General features: G+C 68.1%; 26 protein-coding genes and 2 pseudogenes. 21 read left to right on the plus strand and 7 right to left on the minus strand.

The window, feature by feature from the left end; translation table 11 throughout:
- Positions 1 to 295 (minus strand): annotated as a pseudogene (locus M8A51_RS18775) (IS110 family transposase); the annotation flags it as partial.
- 168 nt (positions 296 to 463) lie between these two features.
- Here M8A51_RS18775 and M8A51_RS26595 point away from each other — a divergent pair.
- The 12 genes and pseudogenes from M8A51_RS26595 to M8A51_RS18830 form a co-directional block, all read left to right on the plus strand.
- Positions 464 to 682, plus strand: a pseudogene (locus M8A51_RS26595) (transposase); the annotation flags it as partial.
- 139 nt (positions 683 to 821) lie between these two features.
- Positions 822 to 1,259 (plus strand): IS3 family transposase, encoded by a 438-nt coding sequence (locus M8A51_RS18780; protein ID WP_251780061.1) that lies wholly within the window; start codon positions 822 to 824, stop codon positions 1,257 to 1,259.
- Between the two features lie 160 nt (positions 1,260 to 1,419).
- Positions 1,420 to 1,821, plus strand: coding sequence for an ester cyclase (locus M8A51_RS18785; RefSeq protein WP_251780062.1), 402 nt, complete (start codon positions 1,420 to 1,422; stop codon positions 1,819 to 1,821).
- A 120-nt stretch (positions 1,822 to 1,941) separates the two neighbouring features.
- Positions 1,942 to 2,487 (plus strand): hypothetical protein, encoded by a 546-nt coding sequence (locus M8A51_RS18790; RefSeq protein WP_251780063.1) that lies wholly within the window; start codon positions 1,942 to 1,944, stop codon positions 2,485 to 2,487.
- A gap of 90 nt (positions 2,488 to 2,577) precedes the next feature.
- Positions 2,578 to 3,054: a VOC family protein gene (locus M8A51_RS18795; RefSeq protein ID WP_251780064.1), complete on the plus strand. Its 477-nt coding sequence runs from the start codon at positions 2,578 to 2,580 to the stop codon at positions 3,052 to 3,054.
- A 181-nt stretch (positions 3,055 to 3,235) separates the two neighbouring features.
- The gene (locus M8A51_RS18800; RefSeq protein WP_251780065.1) at positions 3,236 to 3,781 is read left to right on the plus strand and encodes a DUF1697 domain-containing protein; all 546 of its coding nucleotides are present in this window, start codon (positions 3,236 to 3,238) and stop codon (positions 3,779 to 3,781) included.
- Positions 3,782 to 3,885: 104 nt separating this feature from the next.
- Complete coding sequence (locus tag M8A51_RS18805) at positions 3,886 to 4,269, plus strand: hypothetical protein (protein WP_251780066.1); 384 nt, start codon at positions 3,886 to 3,888, stop codon at positions 4,267 to 4,269.
- 303 nt (positions 4,270 to 4,572) lie between these two features.
- Entirely contained in the window at positions 4,573 to 5,085 is a 513-nt protein-coding gene (locus M8A51_RS18810) for a phytanoyl-CoA dioxygenase family protein (RefSeq protein ID WP_259372076.1), read from the plus strand.
- Positions 5,086 to 5,111: 26 nt separating this feature from the next.
- Positions 5,112 to 5,627 (plus strand): GNAT family N-acetyltransferase, encoded by a 516-nt coding sequence (locus M8A51_RS18815; RefSeq protein WP_251780068.1) that lies wholly within the window; start codon positions 5,112 to 5,114, stop codon positions 5,625 to 5,627.
- Positions 5,628 to 5,630: 3 nt separating this feature from the next.
- The gene (locus M8A51_RS18820; protein ID WP_251780069.1) at positions 5,631 to 5,942 is read left to right on the plus strand and encodes a hypothetical protein; all 312 of its coding nucleotides are present in this window, start codon (positions 5,631 to 5,633) and stop codon (positions 5,940 to 5,942) included.
- A gap of 3 nt (positions 5,943 to 5,945) precedes the next feature.
- Positions 5,946 to 6,482: a hypothetical protein gene (locus M8A51_RS18825; RefSeq protein ID WP_251780070.1), complete on the plus strand. Its 537-nt coding sequence runs from the start codon at positions 5,946 to 5,948 to the stop codon at positions 6,480 to 6,482.
- A gap of 31 nt (positions 6,483 to 6,513) precedes the next feature.
- Positions 6,514 to 6,789 carry a DUF2164 domain-containing protein gene (locus M8A51_RS18830; protein WP_251780071.1) on the plus strand — a complete coding sequence of 92 codons (276 nt, stop codon included), beginning with the start codon at positions 6,514 to 6,516 and terminating at the stop codon, positions 6,787 to 6,789.
- 33 nt (positions 6,790 to 6,822) lie between these two features.
- Here M8A51_RS18830 and M8A51_RS18835 read toward each other — a convergent pair whose 3' ends face one another.
- A complete protein-coding gene (locus M8A51_RS18835) occupies positions 6,823 to 7,827 on the minus strand; it encodes a LysR family transcriptional regulator (RefSeq protein WP_251780072.1) in 1,005 nt (334 codons plus the stop codon).
- A 145-nt stretch (positions 7,828 to 7,972) separates the two neighbouring features.
- Here M8A51_RS18835 and M8A51_RS18840 point away from each other — a divergent pair, with 145 nt between their 5' ends.
- The 4 genes from M8A51_RS18840 to M8A51_RS18855 are packed head-to-tail and all read left to right on the plus strand — an operon-like array spanning position 7,973 to position 14,744.
- Positions 7,973 to 8,803, plus strand: a complete 831-nt coding sequence (locus tag M8A51_RS18840; protein ID WP_251780073.1) for an alpha/beta hydrolase — start codon at positions 7,973 to 7,975, stop codon at positions 8,801 to 8,803.
- 50 nt (positions 8,804 to 8,853) lie between these two features.
- Positions 8,854 to 10,083 carry an efflux RND transporter periplasmic adaptor subunit gene (locus M8A51_RS18845; RefSeq protein ID WP_251780074.1) on the plus strand — a complete coding sequence of 410 codons (1,230 nt, stop codon included), beginning with the start codon at positions 8,854 to 8,856 and terminating at the stop codon, positions 10,081 to 10,083.
- Between the two features lie 21 nt (positions 10,084 to 10,104).
- The gene (locus M8A51_RS18850; RefSeq protein WP_251780075.1) at positions 10,105 to 13,311 is read left to right on the plus strand and encodes an efflux RND transporter permease subunit; all 3,207 of its coding nucleotides are present in this window, start codon (positions 10,105 to 10,107) and stop codon (positions 13,309 to 13,311) included.
- A 20-nt stretch (positions 13,312 to 13,331) separates the two neighbouring features.
- On the plus strand, positions 13,332 to 14,744 hold the full coding sequence (locus M8A51_RS18855; RefSeq protein WP_251780076.1) for an efflux transporter outer membrane subunit: 1,413 nt from the start codon (positions 13,332 to 13,334) through the stop codon (positions 14,742 to 14,744).
- A 20-nt stretch (positions 14,745 to 14,764) separates the two neighbouring features.
- Here the strand turns inward: M8A51_RS18855 and M8A51_RS18860 are convergent, their stop codons facing one another.
- Both M8A51_RS18860 and M8A51_RS18865 read right to left on the minus strand, forming a co-directional pair.
- Complete coding sequence (locus M8A51_RS18860; RefSeq protein WP_251780077.1) at positions 14,765 to 15,520, minus strand: hypothetical protein; 756 nt, start codon at positions 15,518 to 15,520, stop codon at positions 14,765 to 14,767.
- The gene (locus M8A51_RS18865) at positions 15,517 to 16,263 is read right to left on the minus strand and encodes a cupin-like domain-containing protein (RefSeq protein ID WP_251780078.1); all 747 of its coding nucleotides are present in this window, start codon (positions 16,261 to 16,263) and stop codon (positions 15,517 to 15,519) included. Before M8A51_RS18865 ends, M8A51_RS18860 begins: the two co-directional genes overlap by 4 nt.
- A 338-nt stretch (positions 16,264 to 16,601) precedes the next feature.
- On the opposite strand from M8A51_RS18865, the gene M8A51_RS18870 reads away from it, so the two are divergent.
- Positions 16,602 to 17,390 carry an ATP-binding cassette domain-containing protein gene (locus M8A51_RS18870; protein ID WP_251780079.1) on the plus strand — a complete coding sequence of 263 codons (789 nt, stop codon included), beginning with the start codon at positions 16,602 to 16,604 and terminating at the stop codon, positions 17,388 to 17,390.
- A 7-nt stretch (positions 17,391 to 17,397) separates the two neighbouring features.
- Here the strand turns inward: M8A51_RS18870 and gdhA are convergent, their stop codons facing one another.
- Positions 17,398 to 18,741 (minus strand): NADP-specific glutamate dehydrogenase, encoded by a 1,344-nt coding sequence (gdhA, locus tag M8A51_RS18875; RefSeq protein ID WP_251780080.1) that lies wholly within the window; start codon positions 18,739 to 18,741, stop codon positions 17,398 to 17,400.
- A gap of 190 nt (positions 18,742 to 18,931) precedes the next feature.
- Entirely contained in the window at positions 18,932 to 19,456 is a 525-nt protein-coding gene (locus tag M8A51_RS18880; RefSeq protein ID WP_251780081.1) for a hypothetical protein, read from the minus strand.
- On the opposite strand from M8A51_RS18880, the gene M8A51_RS18885 reads away from it, so the two are divergent.
- The 4 genes from M8A51_RS18885 to M8A51_RS18900 all read left to right on the plus strand — a co-directional run bounded on the left by M8A51_RS18885 (position 19,443) and on the right by M8A51_RS18900 (position 24,399).
- The gene (locus M8A51_RS18885; protein ID WP_251780082.1) at positions 19,443 to 19,631 is read left to right on the plus strand and encodes a hypothetical protein; all 189 of its coding nucleotides are present in this window, start codon (positions 19,443 to 19,445) and stop codon (positions 19,629 to 19,631) included. The genes M8A51_RS18880 and M8A51_RS18885 overlap by 14 nt on opposite strands.
- A 475-nt stretch (positions 19,632 to 20,106) precedes the next feature.
- On the plus strand, positions 20,107 to 21,618 hold the full coding sequence (locus M8A51_RS18890; RefSeq protein ID WP_251780083.1) for an ABC transporter substrate-binding protein: 1,512 nt from the start codon (positions 20,107 to 20,109) through the stop codon (positions 21,616 to 21,618).
- Positions 21,619 to 21,628: 10 nt separating this feature from the next.
- Positions 21,629 to 23,020, plus strand: coding sequence for an amidase (locus M8A51_RS18895; protein ID WP_251780084.1), 1,392 nt, complete (start codon positions 21,629 to 21,631; stop codon positions 23,018 to 23,020).
- A 56-nt stretch (positions 23,021 to 23,076) separates the two neighbouring features.
- Positions 23,077 to 24,399 carry a tetratricopeptide repeat protein gene (locus M8A51_RS18900; protein ID WP_251780085.1) on the plus strand — a complete coding sequence of 441 codons (1,323 nt, stop codon included), beginning with the start codon at positions 23,077 to 23,079 and terminating at the stop codon, positions 24,397 to 24,399.
- Between the two features lies 1 nt (position 24,400).
- Here M8A51_RS18900 and M8A51_RS18905 read toward each other — a convergent pair whose 3' ends face one another.
- Positions 24,401 to 24,787: a VOC family protein gene (locus tag M8A51_RS18905; protein WP_251780086.1), complete on the minus strand. Its 387-nt coding sequence runs from the start codon at positions 24,785 to 24,787 to the stop codon at positions 24,401 to 24,403.
- Between the last annotated feature and the right edge of the window lie 57 nt (positions 24,788 to 24,844).

Consider the following 24,844-nt stretch of genomic DNA (forward strand, 5'->3'; position numbering starts at 1 on the left):
TGTGGCCTTGCATGCGGTACGGCGCGGCCAGCTGTGCGGAGATGATGCGTGCGTCCAGCCCCATCGCTTGCAGCCGGCGGCCCCAGTGGTGGGCGCTTGAGCTGGCCTCCATCGCCACGAGGCAACCAGTGGGCAATTGCGCGCACCACGGCAGGAACTGATCGCGTCGCAGCGCCCGGCTGGTGATCACCCGGCCGCGCCTATCCACCGCGTGCACCTGGATCACCTGCTTGGCCAGGTCCACACCCACCCGGGTGGCTTCCCGGCAACGGTCGCTTCGTGTAATCTGCTCCACGGACTTCCCCTTTCCAAGGCTTCAGATTGATGAACTCGCAACCACCAATCTTGGCGCACTTTGTCGCCGTTGCAGGACTGGGGATGTCCCTTCGTATTCCCATCGAGGGGACGTGGAGCTTGCATCGGTTTGGTTGACACTTTCACCTAACGCAAATGGGAGTGTCGATTGGGAACTCCAGGACCTCAGAAGATCAATCGCTACAGCGTCGAGTTCAAGCTCAAGGCCGTGCAGATGAGCGATCAGCCGGGCGTGCTGATCAAGGACGTGGCCGAGTCCCTGTGCATTCACCCGTTCATGCTGTCGAAGTGGCGCAAGCAGGTGCGCGACGGCGAACTGGTGGGCAAGGTGGAGCCGGTGAAGCAGCAGGAGGTGGCCGAGCTGCAGCGGTTGCGTGAAGTCGAGCGCCAGTACAAGCGCCTGCAGCAGGAGCACGACCTGCTGAAAAAAGCTATCCGGTTTGCCTCGGATCCAAAGCGGAAGTCTTCGCCTTCATCGCGGCAAACCGCAAGAACATTCGGTCGAAATGATGTGCTCGCTGTACAAGGTGACGCGTGCGGGCTTCTATGCGTGGTGCAAGCGAGAGCGCAGTGCCCGTGCGGTCGAAGACGAGGGCTTGTTGCAGCAAATCGCTCAGGTACACGAACGCAGCCGGGGCTACTACGGCAGCCCGCGCGTGACGAGCCAGTTGCGCCAGCAAGGGGTGACCGTGGAGCGGCGGCGGGTGGCAAGGGTGATGCGCCAGGCCCGTATCCAGGGACGCAGCGCCCGGTTGTACCGGCGCTCCAAGGTGGGGCAGCGCGCCTTCTTTGCCAGCGTGCCCAACGCGCTGCGCGAGCTGCAGCTCGAGCGAAACAACCAGGCATGGGTGGGCGATGTGACGTACTTGCGCGTCGCGGGCCAGTGGCGCTACATGGCCGCCGTGATGGACCGGCACTCGCGGCGCTGCGCTGCCCCCGAATAACAGCAGCATGAGGCTCTAGAGTTCGATCACCGAGAAGGAGATTGGACCTTGCATCCTCGATGCAGTCCCATGTCTTGTTCGCCGTGACCAGGGCCACATCTGGCCTTCAACGTAAGGCGTCGCGGCACATGTCGTGCGTACTCGACGAGAAGGACTCCCGATGCTCAAGACCGATCTAACAGACATCTACCGGGACTACATCGCCTGCCTGAACCGGCAGGACTGGGCTGCCTTGGCGCACTACGTCCATGACGAAGTGAAACACAACGGAAACCGACTGGGCGTCGCGGGTTACCGTGAAATGCTGGAGAGAGATTTCACAGAGATCCCTGACCTGCATTTCAACGTTGAGCTTCTCGTCGCGCAGCCGCCTTACGTCGCTTGCCGGCTGCGCTTCAATTGCACGCCGAGAGGAAGATTCCTCAACCTGGAAGTCGACGGAACGAAGGTCTCGTTCACGGAGAACGTCTTCTACGAATTCCTTGACGGAAGAATCGTCGAAGTCTGGTCGGTCATCGACAAGCAAGCCATCGAAGCTCAGCTTCGCGGCTCACCCGGGTGACGGCGATGCGAAGCTGCGTTGCCTTCCGCAATCGACAACGGCCACATTCCTCGCCGCGCTGTCTGTCGCTTGTCCCGGCAACCCGGGCCACGTCGCTCATTTCCAACCTTAGGTCGCACCGTGCGCATTGCCTCCCGCCACATGCCGAAGTTCACGCGCCGCGCGGCGGGCCCTGCGTGGTGGTTGCTGCTCTCGTTGCTGGGTGCGAGTGTGGCCTACGTCGCAATTGCGGAGCCGAAGACCTTCGTTTCGGTCGTCGCGGTGCTCACCGTGCTGTTCGCCCTGGCGCACCTGCAAGGCAAACGCGAAGAACGCAAACTGCTGGCCCTGGCTGCTGCACGAAAGGGCCAGACGATCTGCGAATTCGCTCGCGACTTCGATGCACGTGCAGTAGACACTTGGATCATTCGAGCGGTGTATGAGCAGCTGCAAGCTCAGCTCGAGCCCATGCACCCTGCCTTCCCGGTGCGCGCAGAGGACCGACTCAAGGAAGACCTGCTCCTCGACGACGATGACTTGGACGTGGATCTCGTCCAGGAGGTGGAAGCCCGCACCGGCAGGTCACTCGACGGAAGCACCGACAATCCGTACTTCGGCAACGTCAAGACGGTTCGCGACCTCGTGCTCTTCTTTCAGTCGCAACCCAGGTCGAGCCGTGCCACCTGACCGTGCCATCGATCGGCTTGCTCCGAGAAGCTTTGCTCGCCTCAAGACAGGCGCAGCTCGTGTCGAACCACTAGACGCCCGGGAGGCCTCATGACCGTCAAGCGCATGGACAACGTCGGCATCGTGGTGGAAGACATCGATGCGGCCATCGAGTTCTTCTCCGAACTCGGCCTTGCCCTCGAGGGCCGCATGCCCGTCGCAGAAGAATGGGCCGGCCGCGTCACCGGAGTGCGCGGTCAGCGCGTCGAGATCGCCATGATGCGCACGCCCGACGGCCACAGCCGCCTGGAGCTCTCGCGCTTCGACGCCCCGGCCATCGTGTCCGATCACCGCACCGCCCCCGTGAACTCGTTGGGGTATCTGCGCGTGATGTTCACGGTCGAGGACATCGACGACACGCTCACGCGGCTCGCCAAGCTCGGTGCCACGGTGGTCGATGAAGTCGTCAACTACGAAAACGTCTACCGGCTCTGCTACATCCGGGGTCCCGAAGGAATTCTCATCGGGCTCGCCCAGCAACTCGGGCAGCAGGGTTCGCGGGAAAATCCCATGGAAAGTACGCGATGAGGGCACTGGCGTCGGCGTCTCACCATTCATTCCAGCCGACGGCGCTTTGCGGCCGCTTGATTCAGGCGCAGGTCGTTCGACACGGACACCCGGCGGCACTGCGCCAGAGGCGTGCCGAGTCACTGGCGGCTTCACGGCAGGCCGCAAACGGGGAAACCCCTTCATTCGTCGAGCGTTGAAAATGCCGAAATTCGTCGCCCTGTTGCGTGGCATCAATGTGGGCAAGGCCAAGCGAGTCCCCATGGCGGATCTTCGCGCCTTGCTCGCTGAGCTCGGGTACACAGACACCGCGACTTTGCTGAACAGCGGCAATGCCGTTTTCCGGGCGAACCAAGGAGCCCCGGCCCAGCACGCGGCGAACATTGCCGCCGCGATGCTGCAGAGGCTGAAGCTTGACGTTCCCGTCATCGTCAAGTCGGCGCGTGAGCTGTCGGCCATCGTGGGTGAGAACACATTGGCCGAGAAGGCAAGCAACCCTTCCCAACTCCTGGTCGTCTTTGCGCAGGACAACGCTTCCCTGTCAGCACTCCACGTCGTCGAAGCGGCGATCGAGCCGCCTGAGCAGTTCTTGGTGGGCAAGAACGCCGCGTACTTGCATTGCGCGGCAGGAATTCTGGAGAGCAAGGCGGGCGGCGCATTGCTCGGCAAAGCCGGGAAGACCGTCACCACGAGAAACTGGGCCACCGTGCTCAAGCTGCAGGCCTTGGTCGGTGGATCCGGTGCCTGATCTTTGCTCGGCGCCGTCACAGTCAAGCGATCGGTGGGTTGCCGTGGCCGCTGTATAAACGCACCAGTCGCGTAGCCTGATCAACCCGACAGAGGTGAAGAGCCGTGAGCCTGGAAAAGATCTGGAGCCGCATCTGCAGCGCTGCGGCTGCGCCCGTCAACTACGAGTCCATGCACGTGTCAGCGGGCAGGATCGAGTACGTCGCGGCGGGCCAGCGCCACCTCGTGCGGCTGAACGACGTTGCCAGGCTCGAATTCGTCCGGGAAGAGGCTCTCTTCCCCGACCTCGACGGGCCCTACATCGAGTCGAAGTGGCGGGTCCATCCTTGCAGCGGCACTTCGATCGAGATCATGGACGAATGGCCGCATCGAAGGCAGCTGCTGCAAGCCTTCAAGGCGCATCTGCCCGGGTTCGATCAAGACGCTGCACGGCAGGGGCTCCAGGCCAAGGGCGAGGGACGGTGGCTTTGCTGGCAGGCTCGACGGTGAACGTCCCGCTCGACACCGCTTCGGCCGCAGCATTCCGGGCCTTCGGGTTTTGCGTACTGCGCCGATTCTTCGACCCGCGGCCGCTCGCGGCAGAGATCGACCGCGTCATGCACGACGGGCGGGTCGCGTCGGCATCTGGCCGCGAAGAGGTCCGTTTCCACTACGTGCCGATGATGACGGCCGAGACACCCGTCAGCCTGTCGTTGCTGGACCGCATCGAGCCCCTGGCGTCCGGTCTGCTGGGCGGCGCGGTGCTGCCGACGCGTGCAAAGGGGGTGCGGTACTCCGGCGAGACCCCGTGGCATGTGGATTCGACATCCCCGCTCGCCAGCATCGGTTTTCTGGCCTACCTCGAGCCTCTGCGGGGGGGAGGGCGGTGCGCTGCGGGTGCTGCCGGGTTCGCACCATCCGGGCTTCCAGGAAGCGCTGCGCGGGCTCGGGGCCGAAGGCGAGAAAACGGCGGACCTGCCGGCCCACGTCATCGTCAGCGAGCCCGGCGACCTGATCCTGCTCGACGAACACCTCTTCCACGCGAGTTTCGGGGGCCAGACGCGACGGCAGTGGAGGGTCGACTTCCTGAGCGCCCCTGAAAGTGCGCAGGAGACAGCTCTCACAAGGTCTTATTTCGCTGGCATCTACCCGCCGGACTGGGACGGCGGCTACGACGTCGATCGGTACCCGAGCTATGGACCCGATTGGCGCAACTCGGGTCGACCGGCCGTGGCGCCACTCGGCGCGCTCGGCGTGTATGAGCTGGCGGCTGCGCAGGAAGCATACTCACGGGCGCGGCGATCCGGGACGCAGAGGCCCGGATGAGCGCACGCCATCTTTCACAGAAGCTTATGCAAGTCGATCTGGTCTCTCCGCCACAGTACGAGTCTCTCGTCGAGTTGCTGCGCGAGCTGCACACCTACTACCACGAAGGCTCTTCGGTGTCGCGCGAGATGGTGCGCTCCCACCTCGTCGACAACCTGCTCGGCCCGGACTCGCCCCTTCGGCTGGTCGTGGCGTACGAAAACGACGTGCAGGTGTGCGGCCTGGCCGCCATCTCGCTGACCTACTCGCTCGTCGAACCGGCTCCCGACCAACGTCGCCACTGCCAGCTGAAAGAGCTTTACGTCCGTTCGTCGCACAGAAGCCGCGGCGTGGGCAGGGCTCTCATGTCCTGGATGGCGCAGTACGCCGCAGACCATGGCTGCCATCGCATCGATTGGCCCGTCAAGGCATCGAATGCAAGGGGCATCGCTTTCTATCGGGGGTTGGGCGCGCAGCAGGTCGTCGAGCGGCTGAGCTTCAGGCTGGCTGAACCGCATCTTGGCGAGCTGGCCAGCCAGAGCCGGCGTGCGGGCGGAGGCTGATCCTTGAGCGCGCCCCAAGACAGGAACGGAAGCGTCGTGCGCCTGGGCGCTCGCGTGCGTTTGCTGGGCCTGTCCGGCAGATGGCTGGAGGAGCTTCCACAAGACGAGAGGCATGACGTCCTCTCGATGATCGGGCAGGTCTTCGAGATCGAAGAGATCGACGGATTCGGCCATGCCTGGGTGCGCAAGTCGTGGCCCGACGAAGCGGCCGGAACCTGCCGCTCGCATTCGATCGCGCTCGAGCCGCACGAGATGGAACTCGTCAGTGAGCCGGCGGCTCGGCCGCCCTCCGACCGCCCCTCGGGAGGGCGCTGAAACATGGCTCCGATACAGCGCTGCGAACTGCCGGAAGCGGCCCTGCTTCGGGGCTACTTGCAGACAGGCGCCTACACGGACTGCTATGCCACCGATGTCGCGCGGCCGGTGTCCCATGCACAGTACGTCGAGGCCTTCTACACCACCGCGGTGTTCAAGCTCGAGAGATGGCTGCTGGCGCGGCTGGTCGCCCGGCCGTCCACCGACCTGCAGGCGTGGGAGCTGGCGCGCGGGACACGGGCCGTTTTCGCGGCCTGGAGCGTCGAGGCCCGCGCAGCGGATCAACTGCTGATGTGCGACTTCCACGGGCGCACGCGCTCATGGCTCATGTGCGTGCCGACGGCGAACGGCCGCGCCGCGCGGCTCTTCTTCGGGTCGGCGGTCGTGCCCATCGTCGACCGCCGTTCCGGCCAGGCAAGCATGGGCCGGGCCTTCCGCGCCCTGCTCGGGTTTCACAAGCTCTACTCTCGCATCCTGCTGCGCGCGGCGGTCGCGCGCCTGGCCCGCGGGGCGCGGTCGAACGACTTCGGGGCTTCGTGAGCAACGGCAGTCCACAGCACAGCGATTCACCATGACGATAGAACTGACCAAAGAGGCCCGTGCCGAAGCGATCAAGTCGATCGAGCGCTACTTCGAAGAGAACATGGAAGAGCGCATCGGCAACATCGCGGCCGGCGCGTTGCTGAACTTTTTCGTGGAGGAGATCGGCCCCGTCATCTACAACCAGGCGGTGGCCGAGTCGCAAGACCGCTTGCGGGCGCGCATCGACGAACTCGACATCGAGGTGCACGAAGACGAGTTCCAGTTCTGGCGCAAGTACGACAACGGCCGCAAGGGCCGCAAGTGAGCTCACGCAGAGCGGCCCGGGTCGGTCCCGCCGTCAGGCCGTCGCCGGCACTTCGACGGTCGCTTCCTGCGCCTTGTCGGCATGCAGGGCAGCGTTCGGTTGCGGCTTCGGCAGGCTGCACTTGCGGTGGATCAGGTCGCTGCGCGCGAACAACTCGGCCACCCAGTCGACGAACACCCGCACCTTGGCACTCAGGTGCCGGTTCGGCGGATACACCACGTGGATGGGCACCGAGTCTGCGCACCAGTCGAGCAGCAGCGGTACCAGCGCACCGGCGCCGATGTGCATCTGCGCCATGAAGGTCGACGTGCGGATCACGCCCAGCCCGGCCAGCCCGGAAGCCAGCAGCGCGTTGGAATCGTTGACCGACAGTGCGTGGCGGCCATGCACTTCCAGGCGCTCGCCTTGTTCGTTGGTGAAGAAGAACGGGTAGATGCGCCCGGTGCGGTGCGAGAAGTGGTTGACGACGACATGGTCGTCGCCTTCCAGGTCGGTCGGGTGCAGTGGCGTGCCGTGGCGCTTCAGGTAGGCCGGCGACGCACAGATGATCGAATGGAACTCGCCGATACGCCGCGCCACCAGCGACTGGTCGGTCAGCTCGCCGGCACGCAGCACGCAGTCGATGTTCTCGCTGATCAGGTCGACGGGACGGTCGCTGACGCCCAGGTCGATCTGGATCTGCGGGTAGCGTGCGTAGAAGTCGGGCAGCGCGGGAATCAGCAGCAGCTGCGCCACCGGTGCGCCGACGTCGATGCGCAGCCGTCCCTTGGGGTTGCGCTTGGCGCGCGACATGCTGGACTCCAGCTCGTCGATCTCGCTGAGCAGCCGCAGCGCGCGGTCGTAGTACGCGGCGCCATCGGCGGTGACGGTCACGCGGCGCGTGGTGCGGTTCAGCAGCTTGGTGTCCAGGTGCGCTTCCAGCGCCTGGATCAACCGCGTCACCGTGGGCTTGGGCAGATTCAGTGAATCCGCGGCCTTGCTGAAGGTGCCGGCCTCGACCACGCGCGCGAAGACCTGCATTGCTTGGAATCTGTCCATGGGCAGATTGGAACCGAAGACGAGCGCCCGATTGTTAGCCGGCTTGAAATGAAGCATGAGCGAAGCGGCTATTTATTGGCCGGGGCGCCGAACCTATCTTCGCTGCATTGCAACAACACCCGGGCGCCGCAGCGGCGGTCTGGCCATGCAGTCCACTTCCTTTCCCTCCACGCCCAGCCCGGCTTGCGGCTCGCCGATGGCGATCGCCGTCGACCGCGTGAGGGCGTTGTCGGCACGCTACTACGCCTGTCCGGACGCCGGTGCGGCACACCCGCTGGTGCTGCACCTGCACGGCGGTGCGTTTGTCGCCGGCTTGCCGGCGCAGGGCGCGCCGGTGGCGCAATTGCTGTGCGACGCCGGTGCCGCGGTGTTGTCGCTCGACTACCCCGTCGCCCCGGCGCACCCGTTTCCGCGCCCGCTGGAGACGGCGTATGCGGCCCTCGTCTGGGTGCAGCAGCAGCGCAAGCGCCTGGCGTGCACCGGATCGCGGCTGTTCGTGGCCGGCGAGGAGGCCGGCGGCAACCTGGCGGCGGCGCTGGCGATGGTGGCGCGCGACCGCGGCGGGCCGGAACTGGCTGGCCAGATCCTGTTGTCGCCCATGCTCGACGTTTGCGTTGCGACCGCCTCGCAGCGGCAGGCCGGCGCCGGCCATGTCGGTTGCCCGTGGGCGGACGGCTGGCGCAGCTACCTGGCCGAGGCCAGTGACGCGATGCACCCGTATGCCGCGCCCGCGAATGCGATGCGCCTGGCCGGGTTGCCGCCGGCCCTGCTGATCACCGCGCGCGACGACCCGTTGCGCGATGAGACCCATGCCTATGCACAGCGCCTGCAGCAGGCCGGCGTGCCGGCCGGCGAAGCGGTGCTGTCGTTGGCCACCGAGTGGCCGTTGAGCTACCGCGACCCCTCGCAGGCGGATGCCCCGTGGGCCCGCGCGGTGCGCACGCACCTGCGGCGGTTTCTCGAAGCACACCGCTGACGCCCGAACGAATTTCCCTTGCCCCCGTTTCTTCAAGAGTGAGGACTCCGATGAACAAGAACCTTCTCCGCACCCGCCCCGGCCTGCTCGCCGCGGCCGCTGTGATCACCGTGGCGGCCGCAGTGCCGGCCGCACTGTTCGGCGTCGGCAGCACGCAGGCCGAATCCGCGCCGGCCGACGCGCCGCCGCCGGCGATGCCCGCGGCCGTGGCCACCGTCGTGCAGAACGACGTCGTCGCCTGGGACGAATTCTCCGGCCGGCTCGAGGCGGTCGACCATGTCGAGCTGCGCCCGCGCGTGGCGGGCACCGTGCAAGCGGTGCACTTCCGCGAAGGCGGGCTGGTCAAGCGCGGCGACCTGCTGGTGACGATCGACCCCGCGCCGTATGCGGCGGAGGCCGAGCGTGCGCAGGCGCAGGTGGCTGCCGCGCAGGCCCGTGTGACGCATGCACAGAACGAGCACGCGCGGGCCGTGCGGCTGTGGGAAGAAGACGCCATTGCGCGGCGCGAACTCGACGAACGCGACAACGCGTTGCGCGAGGCGCAGGCCAACCTGCGGGCGGCCGCTGCGGCACTGCAATCGGCCCAGCTCAACCTCGGCTACACCCAGGTGCGCGCGCCGATCGATGGGCGCATCGGCAGGATCGAGGTGACGGTGGGCAACCTCGTCGCTGCAGGGCCGGGCGCGCCGGTGCTGGCGAGCATCGTGTCCGTGCATCCCATCTATGCCAGCTTCGACGCCGACGAACGCATCGTCGCCCGCGCGCTGCAGCAACTGCCCGGCGGCAGCGGTGCGCGCGCGCCGATCGAGCGCATCCCGGTGCAGATGGGCACCGGCGACGCCGGCAACGAGCTGTCGCACGAAGGCAAGCTGCAACTGATCGACAACCAGGTGAACGCCGCCAGCGGCACGGTGCGCGTGCGCGCGGTGTTCGACAACCGCGACGGCCGCCTGATGCCGGGCCAGTTCGCGCGGCTGCGCATGGGGCAGGCGACTGCCAGCGCGGCGCTGCTGATCAATGAGCGCGCCGTGGGCACCGACCAGGACAAGCGCTTCGTGATGGTCGTGGGCGCCGACAACAAGGCGGCGTACCGCGAAGTGACGCTCGGCCCCTCGGTCAACGGCCTGCGCGTGGTCACCAGCGGCCTGAAGCCGGGCGAGCGCATCGTCGTCAGCGGCCTGCACCGGGTGCGGCCCGGCACCTTGCTGGCACCGCAACCGGTGGCGATGGACGCCAAACCGGAATTGCAGGTGCAGCGCAAAGACGCCTCGCAGTCGTGAGCGAGTGATCGAAAGCTTCCCATGAATCTCTCCAAGTTTTTCATCGACCGGCCGATCTTTGCCGGCGTGCTCTCGCTGCTGATGCTGATCGCCGGCCTGATCGCGCTGCGGGTGCTGCCGGTGTCCGAGTATCCCGAGGTGGTGCCGCCGTCGGTGGTGGTGCGCGCGCAATATCCCGGCGCCAACCCCAAGGTGATCGCCGAGACGGTGGCGACACCGCTCGAGGAGTCGATCAACGGCGTCGAGGACATGCTCTACATGAGCAGCCAGGCCACCGGCGACGGCTTGCTGACGCTGACGGTCACCTTCGCGCTCGGCACCGACCCGGACAAGGCCCAGCAGCTGGTGCAGAACCGCGTCGCGCAGGCCGAGCCGCGCCTGCCCGAAGAGGTGCGCCGGCTCGGCATCACGACCGTCAAGAGCTCGCCCGACCTGACCATGGTGGTGCACCTGATCTCGCCGAACGAGCGCTACGACGTGACCTACCTGCGCAACTACGCGCTGCTCAACATCAAGGACCGGCTGGCGCGCATCCAGGGCGTCGGCTCGGTGCAGATGTGGGGCTCGGGCGATTACTCGATGCGCGTGTGGCTCGACCCGCAGAAGGTGGCAGAACACGGCCTGTCGGCCACTGACGTGGTGCAGGCGATCCGCGAGCAGAACGTGCAGGCCGCCGCCGGCGTGATCGGTGCTTCGCCCGGCCTGCCCGGCGTCGACCTGCAGCTGTCGGTCAATGCGCAGGGCCGCTTGCAGACCGAAGAAGAGTTCGGCGACATCATCGTCAAGTCGACGCCCGGCGGTGCCGTCACGCGGCTGCGCGATCTGGGGCGGCTCGAGCTGGGCTCGTCCGACTACGCCCTGCGTGCCACGCTGGACAACAAGCCGGCGGTCGGCATCGGCGTGTTCCAGGCGCCGGGGTCGAACGCGATCCAGATCTCCGACGACGTCCGCCGCACGATGGACGAACTCAAGCGCAACATGCCTGAAGGCGTGGACTTCCGCATCGCCTACGACCCGACGCAGTTCGTGCGGGCGTCCATCAAGGCCGTGGTGCACACGCTGCTCGAGGCCGTGGCGCTGGTGGTGCTGGTGGTGATCCTGTTCCTGCAGACCTGGCGTGCCTCGATCATTCCGCTGCTCGCGGTGCCGGTCTCGGTCATCGGCACCTTCGCGGTCATGCATGCGTTCGGCTTCTCGATCAACGCATTGAGCCTGTTCGGGCTGGTGCTGGCGGTCGGCATCGTGGTGGACGACGCCATCGTGGTGGTCGAAAACGTCGAGCGCAACATCGAGGCCGGGCTGCGCCCTCGAGAGGCGACGTACCGCGCGATGCGCGAGGTGGCCGGGCCGATCATCGCGATCGCACTGGTGCTGGTGGCGGTGTTCGTGCCGCTGGCCTTCATCACCGGCCTGTCGGGCCAGTTCTACCGGCAGTTCGCGTTGACCATCGCGATCTCGACGGTGATCTCGGCCGTCAACTCCCTGACGCTGTCGCCGGCCCTCGCGGCGCTGCTGCTCAAGCCGCACGACGCGCCCAAGGATGCGCTGACGCGCGCCATGGACCGCCTGCTGGGGCCTGTGTTCCGCGGTTTCAACCGGCTGTTCCACCGCGGCTCGGCCGGCTACGGCGGCGGCGTGCAGCGGGTGCTGTCGCGCAAGTCGCTGATGCTGGCGGCCTACCTGGTGCTGGTGGCGCTGACGGCGGTGCTGTTCCGCACCGTGCCGTCCGGCTTCGTGCCGGCGCAGGACAAGCAGTACCTGATCGGCTTCGCGCAGCTGCCCGACGGGGCCACGCTCGACCGCACCGACCAGGTGATCAGCCGCATGAGCGAGGTGGCGATGAAGACGCCGGGGGTCGAGGCGACGCTCGGGTTCCCGGGGCTGTCGATCAACGGCTTCACCAACAGCTCGAGCTCCGGCATCGTGTTCGCGATGCTCGACTCGTTCGACAAGCGGGGTGATCCGTCGTTGAGCGCCGATGCCATCGCGCAGAAGCTCAACGAGCAGTACGCCCAGATCGACGAGGCGTTTGTCGTGATGTTCCCGCCGCCGCCCATCCTCGGCCTCGGGCAGACGGGCGGGTTCAAGCTGCAGCTGCAGGATCGGGCTTCGCAGGGCTATGCCGCGCTCAACGAGGCGACGCAGGCCTTCATGGCCAAGGCGGCCCAGGCACCGGAGCTGACCGGGCTGTTCTCCAGCCTGCAGGTCAACGTGCCGCAGCTGTATGCCGACATCGACCGCACCAAGGCGCGCCAGCTCGGCGTGGCCGTGACCGACGTGTTCGACACGCTGCAGATCTACCTCGGCAGCCTGTACGTGAACGACTTCAACAAGTTCGGCCGGACCTATTCGGTGCGCGTGCAGGCAGACGCGGCGTACCGGGCCCGCGCCGAGGACGTCGGCCAGCTGAAGGTGCGCTCGGCCAGCGGCGAGATGGTGCCGCTGTCGGCGCTGATGAAGGTGCGTCCGAGCTTCGGCCCGGAACGTGCCATGCGCTACAACGGCTTCCTGGCGGCCGACATCAACGGCGGGCCGGCCGCCGGCTATTCGTCGGGGCAGGCTCGCGAGGCCGTCGAGCGCATTGCCGCCGAAGTGCTGCCGGCCGGCATCGGCTATGAATGGACCGAGCTCACCTACCAGGAGATCCTGGCCGGCAACTCGGCGGTGTGGGTCTACCCGCTGGCGATCCTGCTGGTCTTTCTGGTGCTGGCCGCCATGTACGAGAGCCTGGCCTTGCCGCTGGCGATCGTGATGATCGTGCCCACCGGCCTGATGGCGGCGATGACGGGCGTCTGGCTGTCCGAGGGTGACAACAACGTGTTCACGCAGATCGGCCTGATCGTGCTGGTGGGGCTGTCGGCGAAGAACGCGATCCTGATCGTCGAGTTCGCGCGCGAGCTGGAGTTCTCCGGCCGTACGCCGGTGCAGGCGGCCATCGAGGCGAGCCGGCTGCGCTTGCGGCCGATCCTGATGACCTCGCTGGCGTTCGTGATGGGCGTGCTGCCGCTGGTGCTGGCCAGCGGCGCGGGCTCCGAGATGCGGCAGGCCATGGGCGTCGCGGTGTTCGCCGGGATGATCGGCGTGACGGCCTTCGGCATCTTCTTCACGCCGGTGTTCTACGTGCTGCTGCGCCGCATGGCGGGCAACCGGCCGCTGAAGCGGCACGGCGAGGTGCCGCATCTCGAAGAGGCGTTTGCCGGCACCGACGACGTGGTGCCCGCGAAATGAGTGCGACCAGGAGCTTCCCGATGACAAGCAAGACATTTCCCCGGCTGGCGCCTTTGATGTTCGCGCTGGTGATGGCCGGTTGCACGACGCTGCCGGTGCCGGATCCTGGCGACCTGCCGGTCACGCCGCAGGCGTTCAAGGAGGCGGGCCACCGCTGGACCACTGCAACACCGGCCGAGGCGCAAGCGCGCGGCGAGTGGTGGAAGGCGTTCGCCGACCCGGTGCTCGACGGGCTGGTCGAGCGCGCGCAGCTGCGCAATGCCGAGATCCACATCGCTGCCGCGCGCCTGCGGCAGGCGCAGGCGCTGGTGCGCGACGCCGAAGCCGACCGCTTGCCGCAGCTGGGCCTGGGCGCCGGCGCGGTGCGCGAAGCCGAGCCGGGCGCACGCGGCCGCGCCGGCACGCTCGTGAGCCTGGGGGCCAACCTGCGCTATGAGGCCGATCTGTTCGGCCGCCTGGCGCGCGCGCGCGATGCCGCAGCGTTGGACGCCGACGCTCGCGCGGCGCTGCTGCAAAGCACCCGGTTGCTGGTGCAGACGCAGGTGGCGCAGCTCTACCTCGCACTGCGTGCGACCGAGGCCGAGCAGGACATCGTGCGCGAGACGGTGCAGGCCTATCGGCGCACGCTCGACCTGAGCGAGCGTCGCCAGCGCGCAGGCGACGTGGCCGAGCTGGAGGTCGCACGCGTGCGCACCGAGCTGGCGTCGACCGAGTCCGAGGAGATCGCGCTCGAGCGACGGCGCACGGCACTGGAGCACGCGCTGTCGGTGCTGGTCGGCGAAGCGGCGTCCAGTTTCACGCTGGCACGCGGGACGCTGCCGGCCGCCTTGCCGGTGGTGCCGCCCGGTGTGCCGGCGACCGTGCTGGCGCGCCGCCCTGACGTGTCGGCCGCGATGGCACAACTGCAGGCGGCACAGGCTCGCGTCGGCGTCGCGCAGGCGGCGTGGTTCCCCAGCGTCGAGCTCACCGCCTCCGGCGGTGTCGCGTCGCCGGAGCTGTCCGACCTGTTCAAGTGGTCAGCCCGCGCCTGGGGCGTTGGCGCGCTGTTGTCGCTGCCGCTGTTCGACGGCGGCCGGCGCGAGGCGGGCGTGCAGTCGGCGCAGGCCGAGTTCGACGCGGCGGTGGCCGGCTATCGCGAGCAGGTGCTGGTGGCGTTCAAGGACGTGGAGGACGAACTGGCGGCGCTGCGCCTGCTGGCCGACCAGGCGCAGGCCCAATCGCGCGCGGTGAGTTCGGCGGCCCGGGCGACGACCTTGTCCGAGTCGCGCTACCGCAACGGGTTCGTGAGCCAGCTGGAGCTGCTCGATGCGCAGCGCAGCGAACTGCGCAACCGGCGGCAGGAAGTGCAGGTGCGCGGTGCACAGTACGAGTCGACGGTGGGTTTGATCCGCGCCCTGGGCGGCGGGTGGACGAGCAGCGGCACCGGGGGGTGAGGGTGCGTGAGCCTGGCGCTTCAGCCCGAGGCCTTGGCGACGCGCTTGTCGCGCGGGACGGTCCCGGCGGGAAGGGCCAGGCGCGGAGCCAGTGACGCCAGCGTGCGCAATGCGGCGTCAGGCACCGCCAGCAGGAACGGCCGCAACCAGGCACGTGGCACCGTTGCGCGAAGAATCGCACCGTAGTTGCACGACGCTTCGTGCGGGAAGTAGTTGTCCCGCACGGCGACGAGCTGGCGGAACCCCTTGTGGTAGTAGTAACGTAGCTGCGGGTCGATCGGAACCCCCGACCGGGTGGCCCGGGCATAGCGTTGTACGCATGCGCCGGGGTGCTTCGCCAAGTGGCGCGCAAGGCCGGGCATCGGTGAGCCGAGATAGACGTGCCGGTATCCCCGCTTCACCGCGGCAAGAAACTGGAACGCGATGAGCTGGAGCGCCGCGCCGGGCTCCACACTCGTGAGGCTGATCCCGAAGAGACTGTCGGCCTTCTGGCTGTCGCTGCAGCCTGGGTCGACGGCTGCGTTGGCCTCCCAGTCCTTGGGCGCCGTCCAGTCGCCCTCGGCTGTCGGTTTGCAGAACAGCGAGGCCAGCAGCTCTCCAGTGCGGGCGTTGAACGCCCCGCTGCACAAGTGCGGGTGCGCGGTGATGCGGGCCTTGAATGCGTCGGCGGTGGCGGCCTGCTCGGCGGTCCACTGCTTGTGCTCGAGGTCCAGCAAGGCGGGAATGTCGCCGAGACGCAGACAGCGGGTCACGACGCGAGGCGGGCGGGGCGTCATTCGGCGGGTCCTTCCGACCGGGGCGCCGGGCCCGGGTCTGGATGGTGAGAAAGTGCGCACGGCGACGGCGCGTGCGGGTGGCAGGTGCAGTTTCTCGGCCGCACCGGGCTGAGCCGGTGCACGAGGTGACGTGCCGCGTTGTGAAGCCAGCGCGGCCCCAGCGTCCACCACGGGCAGTGGAAACCGCTGAGCAGAATGCTGGGTTGCAGGTTGACCACCTCATGCCACCAGCCTTGCGGCACATGGATCGCGTCGCCTGCGTACAGATCGACCGTCAACAGGTCGCCCTGCCGCAACGGCAGGCGGGACAGGGCCTGCACGTCGGTGGCTGCCAGCCGTGCATAGCGGTCGTACTTCGAGGACATCGCGCCGATGCGTTCCACCACGCCGGGTCTGACGAGGAAGAAGCGCTTTGCGGCGCGTATCAACGTGGCACGGTTGTCGAGGTAGTCGTAGTGCAGCCCGGTGCGCGCGCCGGTGCCCCCGAGCCAGGCGCTGCTGAAGACGGCGTGTCCCGCGGGACACAGCGCAGCGGCAGGCGCCTCCTTGCGCAGCCGCGGGGCGGTACCGAGCAGGTCGAATTCCTTGAGGTGGGCCGGCTGAGACCCGTCTCCCCACAGCGGCTGGCCCTGCGCGAGCCGGGCGAGGCAAGCCCGCAGCGACGCCTTCACCAGGCGTGTCGCGCCGGCTTCCCGGTTGCCGAGCACCAGCGTCACCTCCTGCTCGTCGCAGGCAGCGGACAAGTGGGCGAAGCATCCATCGATGCACCGCAGGCCAGGCCGCTGCGGCGGCGCGCAGCACGACCGGCACCTCGCCGCTGGCCAGGAACGCCTGCATCGAGACACTCTCGGTCACGGAAGCGAATGCCCCGCGCGCCTGCCCGCGGCACGCCGTGCTCGTCAGATCGGTCATCAGCTCCCCGCTGTTTGGGATCGACCCGGCGAATGGTCCCAGCGGTCTGTTGTCGTTTTGTGAAAACGGGCGGCAGCCTCACCCTGCGTCGACGAGCGCGTGGGCGGGCGCTCGCTCACCGCCGATGGATGGGGTCGCCGGGGACCGGCTTTGGGTAAGCTTGCGCCCCATGCCCTTGCTCGAAGTCGACCGTCTCACCCAGCACTACCGCCTGCCACGCACATCGTTGTGGCGCCCCGCCGATGCGGTGCCCGCCCTCGACGGCGCCAGCTTCGTGATGGAAGCGGGGCGCAGCCTGGGTGTCGTCGGGGAATCGGGCTCGGGCAAGTCGACTCTCGCGCGGCTGGTGATGGCGCTGGAGCGGCCGACCGCCGGCACCGTGCGCTTGGAGGGCCGGGACCTGCATCGGCTGTCGCCGGGCGACCTGAAGCGCGCCCGGCGCGACATGCAGATGGTGTTCCAGGACCCGTATGGTTCGCTCGACCCCCGCCAGCGCGTCGGCCGCATCGTCGCCGAGCCACTGTCGGCACTGGGCCGCGACGACGCCGCCGGCCGACCTACACGCATTGCCGAAACGCTGGAGGCGGTCGGCCTGCGCGCCGGAGACGCCGACAAGTATCCGCACGAGTTCTCCGGCGGCCAGCGCCAGCGCATCGCCATCGCGCGCGCACTGGTGACCCGGCCGAAGCTGATCGTCGCGGACGAGCCGGTCAGCGCGCTCGACGTCTCGGTGCAGGCACAGGTGCTGAACCTGATGCGCGATCTGCAGGCTGACTTCGGCGTGACCTACCTCTTCATCAGTCACGATCTCGCGGTGGTGGAGTACCTGTGCGACGAGGTGATCGTGATGCAGCAAGGCCGCATCGTCGAACGCGGCGCAGCGACGGAGGTCTTCCGCGCGCCGCGACACCCCTACACGCGCGCCCTGCTGGACGCGGTGCCGACGCTGGAACCCTGAGCCGGTTTCAGACGACGCCTTGCAACAGCATGGCGTCGGCCACCTTGACGAAACCGGCGATGTTGGCGCCGTCGACGTAGTTGATCGTGCCGTCGGCCCGCGTGCCGTGGCGCACGCAGTGCATGTGGATGTCCTTCATGATGGCGTGCAGGCGCTCGTCCACCTCGGCATGCGTCCAAGACAGGCGCATGGCGTTCTGCGTCATCTCCAGCCCCGAGGTGGCCACACCGCCGGCATTGCTGGCCTTGCCCGGTGCGTACAACAGGCGTGCGGCAAGGAACACGTCGACCGCTTCCAGCGTGCTCGGCATGTTGGCGCCCTCGGCCACGCACACCGCGCCGTTGCTGACCAGCCGCTTCGCGTCTTCGGCGTCGAGCTCGTTCTGCGTCGCGCAGGGCAGGGCCACGTCCACCGGCACGTGCCAGGGGCGGCGGCCTGCATCGAAGTGCAGGCCGTGCTTGTCGGCGAACGCGGACAGCCGCCCGCGCTGCACGTTCTTCCACTCCATCACCTGCCTCAACCGCTCATCGCCGAGTCCATCGGGAACGACCAGCGTGCCGTCGGAGTCGGACAAGGTGACCACGCGTGCCCCCAGGTCGATGGCCTTTTGAGCCGCATATTGCGCAACGTTGCCCGAGCCGGAGATCGATACCCGCAGGCCGTCGAAGCTGCGGCCCGCGCGGTGCAGCATCTCCTGGGCGAAGTACACCGTGCCGTAGCCGGTCGCTTCGGGACGCATCAAACTGCCGCCGTAGGACATGCCTTTGCCGGTGAACACGCAGGACGCGTCGTTGGTGAGCTTTTTAAGCATGCCCGCCATGAACCCGACCTCGCGCGCGCCCACGCCGATGTCGCCTGCCGGCACGTCGGTGTCGGCACCCAGGTGGCGGTGCAGTTCGAACATGAGGGCCTGGCAGAAGCGCATGACTTCGCCGTCGCTCTTGCCCTTGGGATCGAAGTCTGATCCCCCCTTGCCACCGCCCATCGGCAGCGTGGTCAGGGCGTTCTTGAAGGTCTGTTCGAACGCGAGGAATTTCAGGATCGACAGGTTCACCGACGGGTGAAAGCGCATGCCCCCCTTGAAGGGGCCGATGGCGTTGCTGTGCTGCACGCGCCAGGCCCGGTTGACCTGCGTGTGGCCCGCATCGTCGATCCACGACACACGGAACTGGATCACCCGCTCGGGCTCGACGAGCCGTTCCAGCAGCGCCTGTTCCGCGTAGCGCGGGTGCTGCTCGACGAAGGGCCACAGGCTGGTCATCACCTCCTTGACCGCCTGGAGAAACTCCGGCTGGTGAGGATCGCGAGCCGACACGGCGCGCAGGAAATCGGCGACGGAACCGTATTTCAACTGGGTCTCCTGGAAATGGCGAAAAGAATCGCACCCGAATGGGGCGCGAAGATCGTTTTCGGTGCATTCTAGGACCGGGTGCGCACGACATTCGGGCGTTGACGCACCACCAACCCCGGGACGCTCGCATTTGGTGCGCCGCGGGCCTGCCGAGGCCCTGCGCCGCGGCGATGCAGGACCGACGTTGACGTCAGGCAGGCCCGGTACCGAAGCTTCGATTCAGGTTCACGAAGTTCGGCGGCAGCAGTTGCTGGCGCAACCGCGCGTATTCCCCTTGAAAATCGGCCGCCGGTTGCCCCTCCAGTCGCGGCAGCTGGCGCACCAGACCGTCGATCAGCTTGAACGCTTCGACCCGTTGGTTGCCGCTTTTCAGGTACTGCGCCTGGCCCGCGAGGTCGAGCACCGCCTGGCACATCTTTTCTTTTGTCTCGGTCAGCACCGCCGACGGGTTGATGGCCGCCGAAATCGCCGTTGCAAGCCGGCCGAATTCCCGTACGCGCTGGTTTTCGGGAACTTGATGGAAGCGCATGATGGAGGCCGCCGACGGCAGCGGGGCGACGGCGCGAGCCGGTCGTGCCGCGCTCGCTGCTTGCCGGGTTCGGTCCAGCGCGGCCAGTGCGTCCGCGGTGAGCGGGGTCGTGGGCACCGCCGTGGAGCGCTCGCCGGCCTGCGCTGTGGTGGCCGCGTGCGTTGCAGGCCGCTTGGGCGGCGGCATCGACGGCTCCTCGGTCTGCTTGCGCTTCGATCCCGCCGCCGCGGCTGCTTCCTCGGGAGACACGTCGTTCAACAAGCTCATCACCGACATGGCGCGCGAGGCGGGTGCCCGGGGCGGGGCCGCTGTTGACGTGACGGACGAGGCGGTCAGATCGATGACCTGTGCAGGCGGCTGAGCCGAAGCCAGCGTGGCCAGCGCCTCCAGCCGACTGCCTGTCAGATCGACGACGGGCGTCGGCAGCGGCTGAGGCCCCGTGCTTTGCGCAGGCGATCCACCGGGCCGCGCCGTGCGGGGCGGCTGCACAGTGGCCGCCGGGGCACTTTCATCGGCGGCCGACCTTCGACGTGGAAGTTGCTCGGCTGCCGATGTCTCCTGTGAGGCGGGCTCAGCGCGCTGGTGGGCGGATGAGGGTTCGGGCGTGGGGCTGGTTCTCACGACGCCTCTGTTGACGGTGTTCCAACTGGATGGCATGGCTGATCGGCGGGCAGTTCGACGCCAGCAATCCTAGGCGTCGGATGACCCGTTCGACAGCCCCGACCTGAAAGCGTCGACAACAACGCGAAGCGCGCAGTGACGTGTTCCCGGCGGCAGCGCGGCCGGATCATGGTGCAATATGTCGCAGGATCTTCGTTTCGAATCAGGAGAGACCGATGATGACCCGCTCCTTTCGCCTGCCGGCTCTCGTGCCGGTCTACGCCGCGAGCCTCGTTGCACTGGCCCTCCTGCCCGTCGACGCGTCAGCGCAAACCGGCAAGACCACCGCCGTGATCGGTATGACGCTGGAACCTCCAGGCCTGGATCCCACCACCGGCGCCGCCGCCGCGATCGGCGAGATCGTTCACTACAACGTGCTCGAGGGCCTGACGAAGATCAGCGAAAACGGCAGCGTCTCGCCGCTGCTGGCCGAGAGCTGGAACGTCGAGCCGGACGGCAGGAGCTACACCTTCAAGCTCAGGCGCGGCGTCAAGTTCCATGACGGCGAGGCCTTCGACGCCAGCGACGTGAAGTTCAGCTTCGAGCGCGCCCGTGCCGAGGGCTCGACCAACAAGGCGAAGAAGGCGGTGTTCGACAACATCGCCCGCGTCGACACGCCCGACCCGCACACCGTGATCCTCACGCTCAACCAGCCGGACGGCACCCTGCTGTTCCGCCTGGGCGAGAACACCGCGGTGATCCTCGACCCGAAGAGCGCGGCCGCCACCGCGACGAAACCGGTCGGCACCGGGCCGTTCAAGTTCGAAAGCTGGGCCAAGGGCTCGGCGGTGGTGCTGAGCAAGTGGGACGGCTTTCGTGCGCCGCAGGCCGTCAAGCTCAAGCGCGTGACCTTCCGCTTCATCAACGACCCGGCCGCGCAGGTGGCGTCGCTGCTGGCCGGGGATGTCGACGCGATCCCGCGCTTCCAGGCGACGCAGAGCGTGGCGCAGTTCAAGAGCGACCCGCGCTTCGAGGTCCGGGTCGGCGGCACCGAAGGCAAGACCATCGTCAGCATCAACAACAAGCGCAAGCCGCTCGACGACGTGCGGGTGCGCCGCGCCATCGCCGCGGCGATCGACCGCAAGGCGCTGATCGACGGGGCGATGGACGGCTTCGGCACGCCGATCGGCAGCCACATGGTGCCCAGCGACGCCGGTTATGTCGACCTGACCGCCGTGAACCCGCACAACCCCGACAAGGCCCGGGCGCTGCTGAAGGAGGCGGGCGTCGCGACGCCATTGAACCTCACGCTGACGCTGCCGCCGCCGCAATACGCGCGCAAGGGCGGCGAGATCGTCGCGGCGCAGCTCGCGAAGGTGGGCATCGTCGCGAAGATCGAGAACGTCGAATGGGCGCAGTGGCTGTCGGGCACCTTCAAGGGCAATTTCGACCTCACCATCATCAGCCACGTCGAGCCGCTGGACATCATGGTCTATGCGAACCCGGCCTACTACTTCGGCTATGACTCCCAGGCCTTTCGCGACCTGATGGCGAAGTACAACGGCAGCATCAATCCGAAGGAGCGGCAGAAGCTGATCGCCGGCGCACAACGCATGCTGGCCGACGACTCGGTCAACGCCTTCCTGTTCCAGCTGCCGCAGGTGTCGGTCAGCAACAAGCGGCTCAAGGGGTTGTGGAGCAGCTCACCGGTGTTCGCCAACGACATGAGCGCCGTGGCGTGGCAGTGAGGGCAACCCGATGGCCGAACTGCATGAACTGAGCGCGGCCGAACTCGGGGCGCTGTATCGACAGGGCGCTGCGTCGCCGGTCGAGGCCACGCGTGCGGTGCTGCGCCACATCGAGCGCTGGGAGCCGCACCTGGAGGCGACCTATGCGCTGGACGGCGAGACGGCTCTGGCGATGGCGCAGGCGTCCGAGGCCCGCTGGATGAAGGGCGAGCCCGCCAGCGCGATCGACGGCGTGCCGACGATGCTGAAGGAAAACATCGCCACCCGGGGCGTGCCGGTGGCGCTGGGCACGGCGGCGACCGAACTGGTGCCGGCGGCAGCCGACTCGCCGCCTGCCGCCCGGCTGCGAGAGGCCGGCGCGGTGTTCCTCGGCAAGACCACGATGCCCGACTACGGCATGTTGTCATCGGGGCTGTCGAGCTTTCACCCGTTGACGCGCAACCCCTGGGGCCTGAGCAAGAACCCGGGCGGCTCCAGCTCGGGCGCCGGTGCCGGTGTGGCGGCGGGCTACGGGCCGTTGCACCTGGGCACCGACATCGGCGGCTCGGTGCGGCTGCCGGCCGGCTGGTGCGGCATCGTCACGCTGAAGCCCAGCCTCGGCCGCATTCCGATCGACCCGCCTTACCCGGCGCGCGTGGCCGGGCCGATGACCCGCACGGTCGAGGACACGGCCTTGCTGATGGAGGTGCTGTCACGCCCGGACGCGCGCGACCACATGAGCCTGCCTTACCAGCGCATCGACTGGGCGCGGCTCGATCGCGACGTGGCCGGCCTGCGCATCGGCCTGCTGATGGATGCCGGCTGGGGCACGCCGGTCGAGCCTCAGGTGCGGCAGGCCGTGCTCGATGCGGCCCGGGCCTTCGAGGCGGCCGGCGCCATCGTCGAGCCGATGCAGCCGTGGGCCGACCGCTCGATGATCGAAGGCGTCGACCGCTTCTGGCGCATGCGTTTTCACCTCGAGATGTGCAAGTTGCCGGCCGAGCGGCGCGACCGGGTGCTGCCCTTCATCCGCGCCTGGGCCGAAGGGGCCGCCGGCTTGAGCGGCGAGGCGGTGTTCGAGGGCTACAGCCAGACGCTGAACCTTCGCGCCGCGACGGTGGCGGCGACGCAGCCGTACGATTACGTGCTGTCGCCGACCGCCCCGATGCCGGCCTTCGCCGCCGAGCTGCCGTGCCCCACCGACGACGTGACGCGGCCGTTCGACCACATCGCGTTCACGCTGGCCTACAACATGAGCGAGCAGCCGGCGGCCTCGGTGAACTGCGGCTACACCGGCGGCGGTCTGCCGATCGGCCTGCAGATCGCGGGACGGCGCCACGACGACCTCGGCGTGCTGCAGCTGGCACGCGCCTGGGAACGCATGCGCCCGGCACAGCGCGCGTGGCCGCAACCGCCGCGGTGAGCCGGGAAGCCCGGGCTCCCGTCCACCTGCGAACCTCGATGCAGGATCCGCGCGGCGTGCCCGTCGGCACACGCTCCACCGAAGCGATGCGGCACGCCGAGCAGGCGCTGTGGCGCATGCTGTCCTTCTTCGGCGACCCGATCCCCGACCTCGATGCCGCCGCAGCAGCCGACCCGGGCTGGCTGCTGCCACCGGTGATGAAGGCCGGCTTCCTGTTGAGCCTGACGGAGGCCGCCTTCCGGCCGCAGGCCGAAGCGGCGCTGGCGGGCGCCGAGGCCGCGAGCCGTGGCGCACCCGCGCGCGAGCGCACCTTGCTCGCCGCGGTAACGCAAGGCTGGCAAGGCGACTGGCAGGCCGCCTGCGACACCTGGGACCGCGTGCTGCTCGATCACCCGCACGACATCCTGGCGCTGCTGTGGGCCCACTTCTTCGACTTCCATCGTGGTGACGCCTGGCAGTTGCGCCGGCGCGTGGCGCGCGTGCTGCCGCAGTGGGATGCGTCCGCGCCGCTGTACCCGTACGTGCTCGGCATGCACGCTTTCGGGCTGGAGGAAAACCACCTGCACGCCGAGGCCGAAGCCGCGGGCCGCCGGGCCCTCGACATCGATCCGCAGGTGCCGTGGGCGGTGCATGCGGTCGCGCACGTGATGGAGATGCAGGGGCGTTTCGACGAAGGCGCTGCCTGGCTGCGTCGGCATCGTCCGCACTGGTCGGTGGGCAACGGCTTCGCCGGCCATTTATGGTGGCATCTCGGGCTGTTCCGGCTGGAGCGCCTCGACACCGACGGCGCGTTGCGGCTGTACGACGAGCACCTGGGCGGGGATGCCGTGCAGATCGCCTTCCAGCGGCTGGACGCCACCGCACTGCTGTGGCGGCTGCATCTGCTCGGGATCGACGGCGGTGAACGCTGGCCCGCACTGGCGCAAGGCTGGGACCGCTCGGACGATGTGGCGGGGTGGTCGGCCTTCAACGACCTGCACCTGATGCTCGCGCTGGCCGGCGCGGCTGACGTGCCGGCCGCACGGCGGTGGCTGGCGCAGGTGGAACGCCGCGTCGAGACGACGGTTTCGACCGAGCGGCAGCTCGCCGCTCGCACCGGGCTGGCGTTGCTGCAAGGGCTGCTGGCGTACGCGCATGGCGACGACGAGGCGACCTGGCGGCAGCTTCATCCGTTGCGTCCGGTGGTGCAGCGTCTCGGCGGCAGCCATGCGCAGCGCGACGTGATCGACCAGACCTTGCTCGCTGCCGCCGCGCGCGGTGGCCTGCAGTCGGCCGGCCGTGGCCTGGTCAATGAGCGGCAGCTGGCGAAACCGGCGACACCGCTGACCCGTCACTGGGCCGGACGGCTCGGCGTGCGGCTCGACGGCCGCCCGTCGTGACTCAGCCGACCCGTGTCGAGATCCACCAGGTGGTGCCGCCAGCGTCCTTGACGCCGCCGCGCTTGTCTTCGTCCTGCTTCTTGACCGGCTCCTGCACCGCCTCGGCTCCTGCCTGCAGCGCGCGGCGGTAGGTGGCGTCCACGTCAGGCACGTAGACGTGCACGTGCGCCGACAGTGCCGGCCACGCCGGCGCACTGTCGGCCAGCATCACGACGCTGTCGGCGATGCGCACCTCGGCATGCATCAGGCGGCCTTCCGCATCGGGGTAGCGGCGCAGCTCGGTGGCGTCGAAGGCGCTTTTCAGGAACTCGATGGTGGCGGCCGCGCCTTGCACGACCAGATAGGGTGAGACGCTGGTGTAGCCCTCGGGCTTGTAGGCAACGGACATGGCAGTTCCTTGCTCGTGTTCGAAATGGCCATCGTGCATGGCAAGCGCTGCGCTGTC

Origin of the sequence: Caldimonas mangrovi (assembly GCF_023721835.1) — a bacterium.
Lineage (GTDB): Bacteria > Pseudomonadota > Gammaproteobacteria > Burkholderiales > Burkholderiaceae_C > Caldimonas > Caldimonas mangrovi.

Coding starts and splice junctions, on each gene's coding strand:
- M8A51_RS18780 (WP_251780061.1), top strand. CDS start 822: ATGATGTGCTCGCTGTACAAGGTGACGCGTGCGGGCTTCTATGCGTGG.
- M8A51_RS18785 (WP_251780062.1), top strand. CDS start 1,420: ATGCTCAAGACCGATCTAACAGACATCTACCGGGACTACATCGCCTGC.
- M8A51_RS18795 (WP_251780064.1), top strand. CDS start 2,578: ATGACCGTCAAGCGCATGGACAACGTCGGCATCGTGGTGGAAGACATC.
- M8A51_RS18800 (WP_251780065.1), top strand. CDS start 3,236: ATGCCGAAATTCGTCGCCCTGTTGCGTGGCATCAATGTGGGCAAGGCC.
- M8A51_RS18810 (WP_259372076.1), top strand. CDS start 4,573: ATGTGGATTCGACATCCCCGCTCGCCAGCATCGGTTTTCTGGCCTACC.
- M8A51_RS18815 (WP_251780068.1), top strand. CDS start 5,112: ATGCAAGTCGATCTGGTCTCTCCGCCACAGTACGAGTCTCTCGTCGAG.
- M8A51_RS18825 (WP_251780070.1), top strand. CDS start 5,946: ATGGCTCCGATACAGCGCTGCGAACTGCCGGAAGCGGCCCTGCTTCGG.
- M8A51_RS18830 (WP_251780071.1), top strand. CDS start 6,514: ATGACGATAGAACTGACCAAAGAGGCCCGTGCCGAAGCGATCAAGTCG.
- M8A51_RS18835 (WP_251780072.1), bottom strand. CDS start 7,827: ATGGACAGATTCCAAGCAATGCAGGTCTTCGCGCGCGTGGTCGAGGCC.
- M8A51_RS18840 (WP_251780073.1), top strand. CDS start 7,973: ATGCAGTCCACTTCCTTTCCCTCCACGCCCAGCCCGGCTTGCGGCTCG.
- M8A51_RS18845 (WP_251780074.1), top strand. CDS start 8,854: ATGAACAAGAACCTTCTCCGCACCCGCCCCGGCCTGCTCGCCGCGGCC.
- M8A51_RS18850 (WP_251780075.1), top strand. CDS start 10,105: ATGAATCTCTCCAAGTTTTTCATCGACCGGCCGATCTTTGCCGGCGTG.
- M8A51_RS18855 (WP_251780076.1), top strand. CDS start 13,332: ATGACAAGCAAGACATTTCCCCGGCTGGCGCCTTTGATGTTCGCGCTG.
- M8A51_RS18860 (WP_251780077.1), bottom strand. CDS start 15,520: ATGACGCCCCGCCCGCCTCGCGTCGTGACCCGCTGTCTGCGTCTCGGC.
- M8A51_RS18870 (WP_251780079.1), top strand. CDS start 16,602: ATGCCCTTGCTCGAAGTCGACCGTCTCACCCAGCACTACCGCCTGCCA.
- M8A51_RS18880 (WP_251780081.1), bottom strand. CDS start 19,456: ATGCCGCCGCCCAAGCGGCCTGCAACGCACGCGGCCACCACAGCGCAG.
- M8A51_RS18890 (WP_251780083.1), top strand. CDS start 20,107: ATGATGACCCGCTCCTTTCGCCTGCCGGCTCTCGTGCCGGTCTACGCC.
- M8A51_RS18895 (WP_251780084.1), top strand. CDS start 21,629: ATGGCCGAACTGCATGAACTGAGCGCGGCCGAACTCGGGGCGCTGTAT.
- M8A51_RS18905 (WP_251780086.1), bottom strand. CDS start 24,787: ATGTCCGTTGCCTACAAGCCCGAGGGCTACACCAGCGTCTCACCCTAT.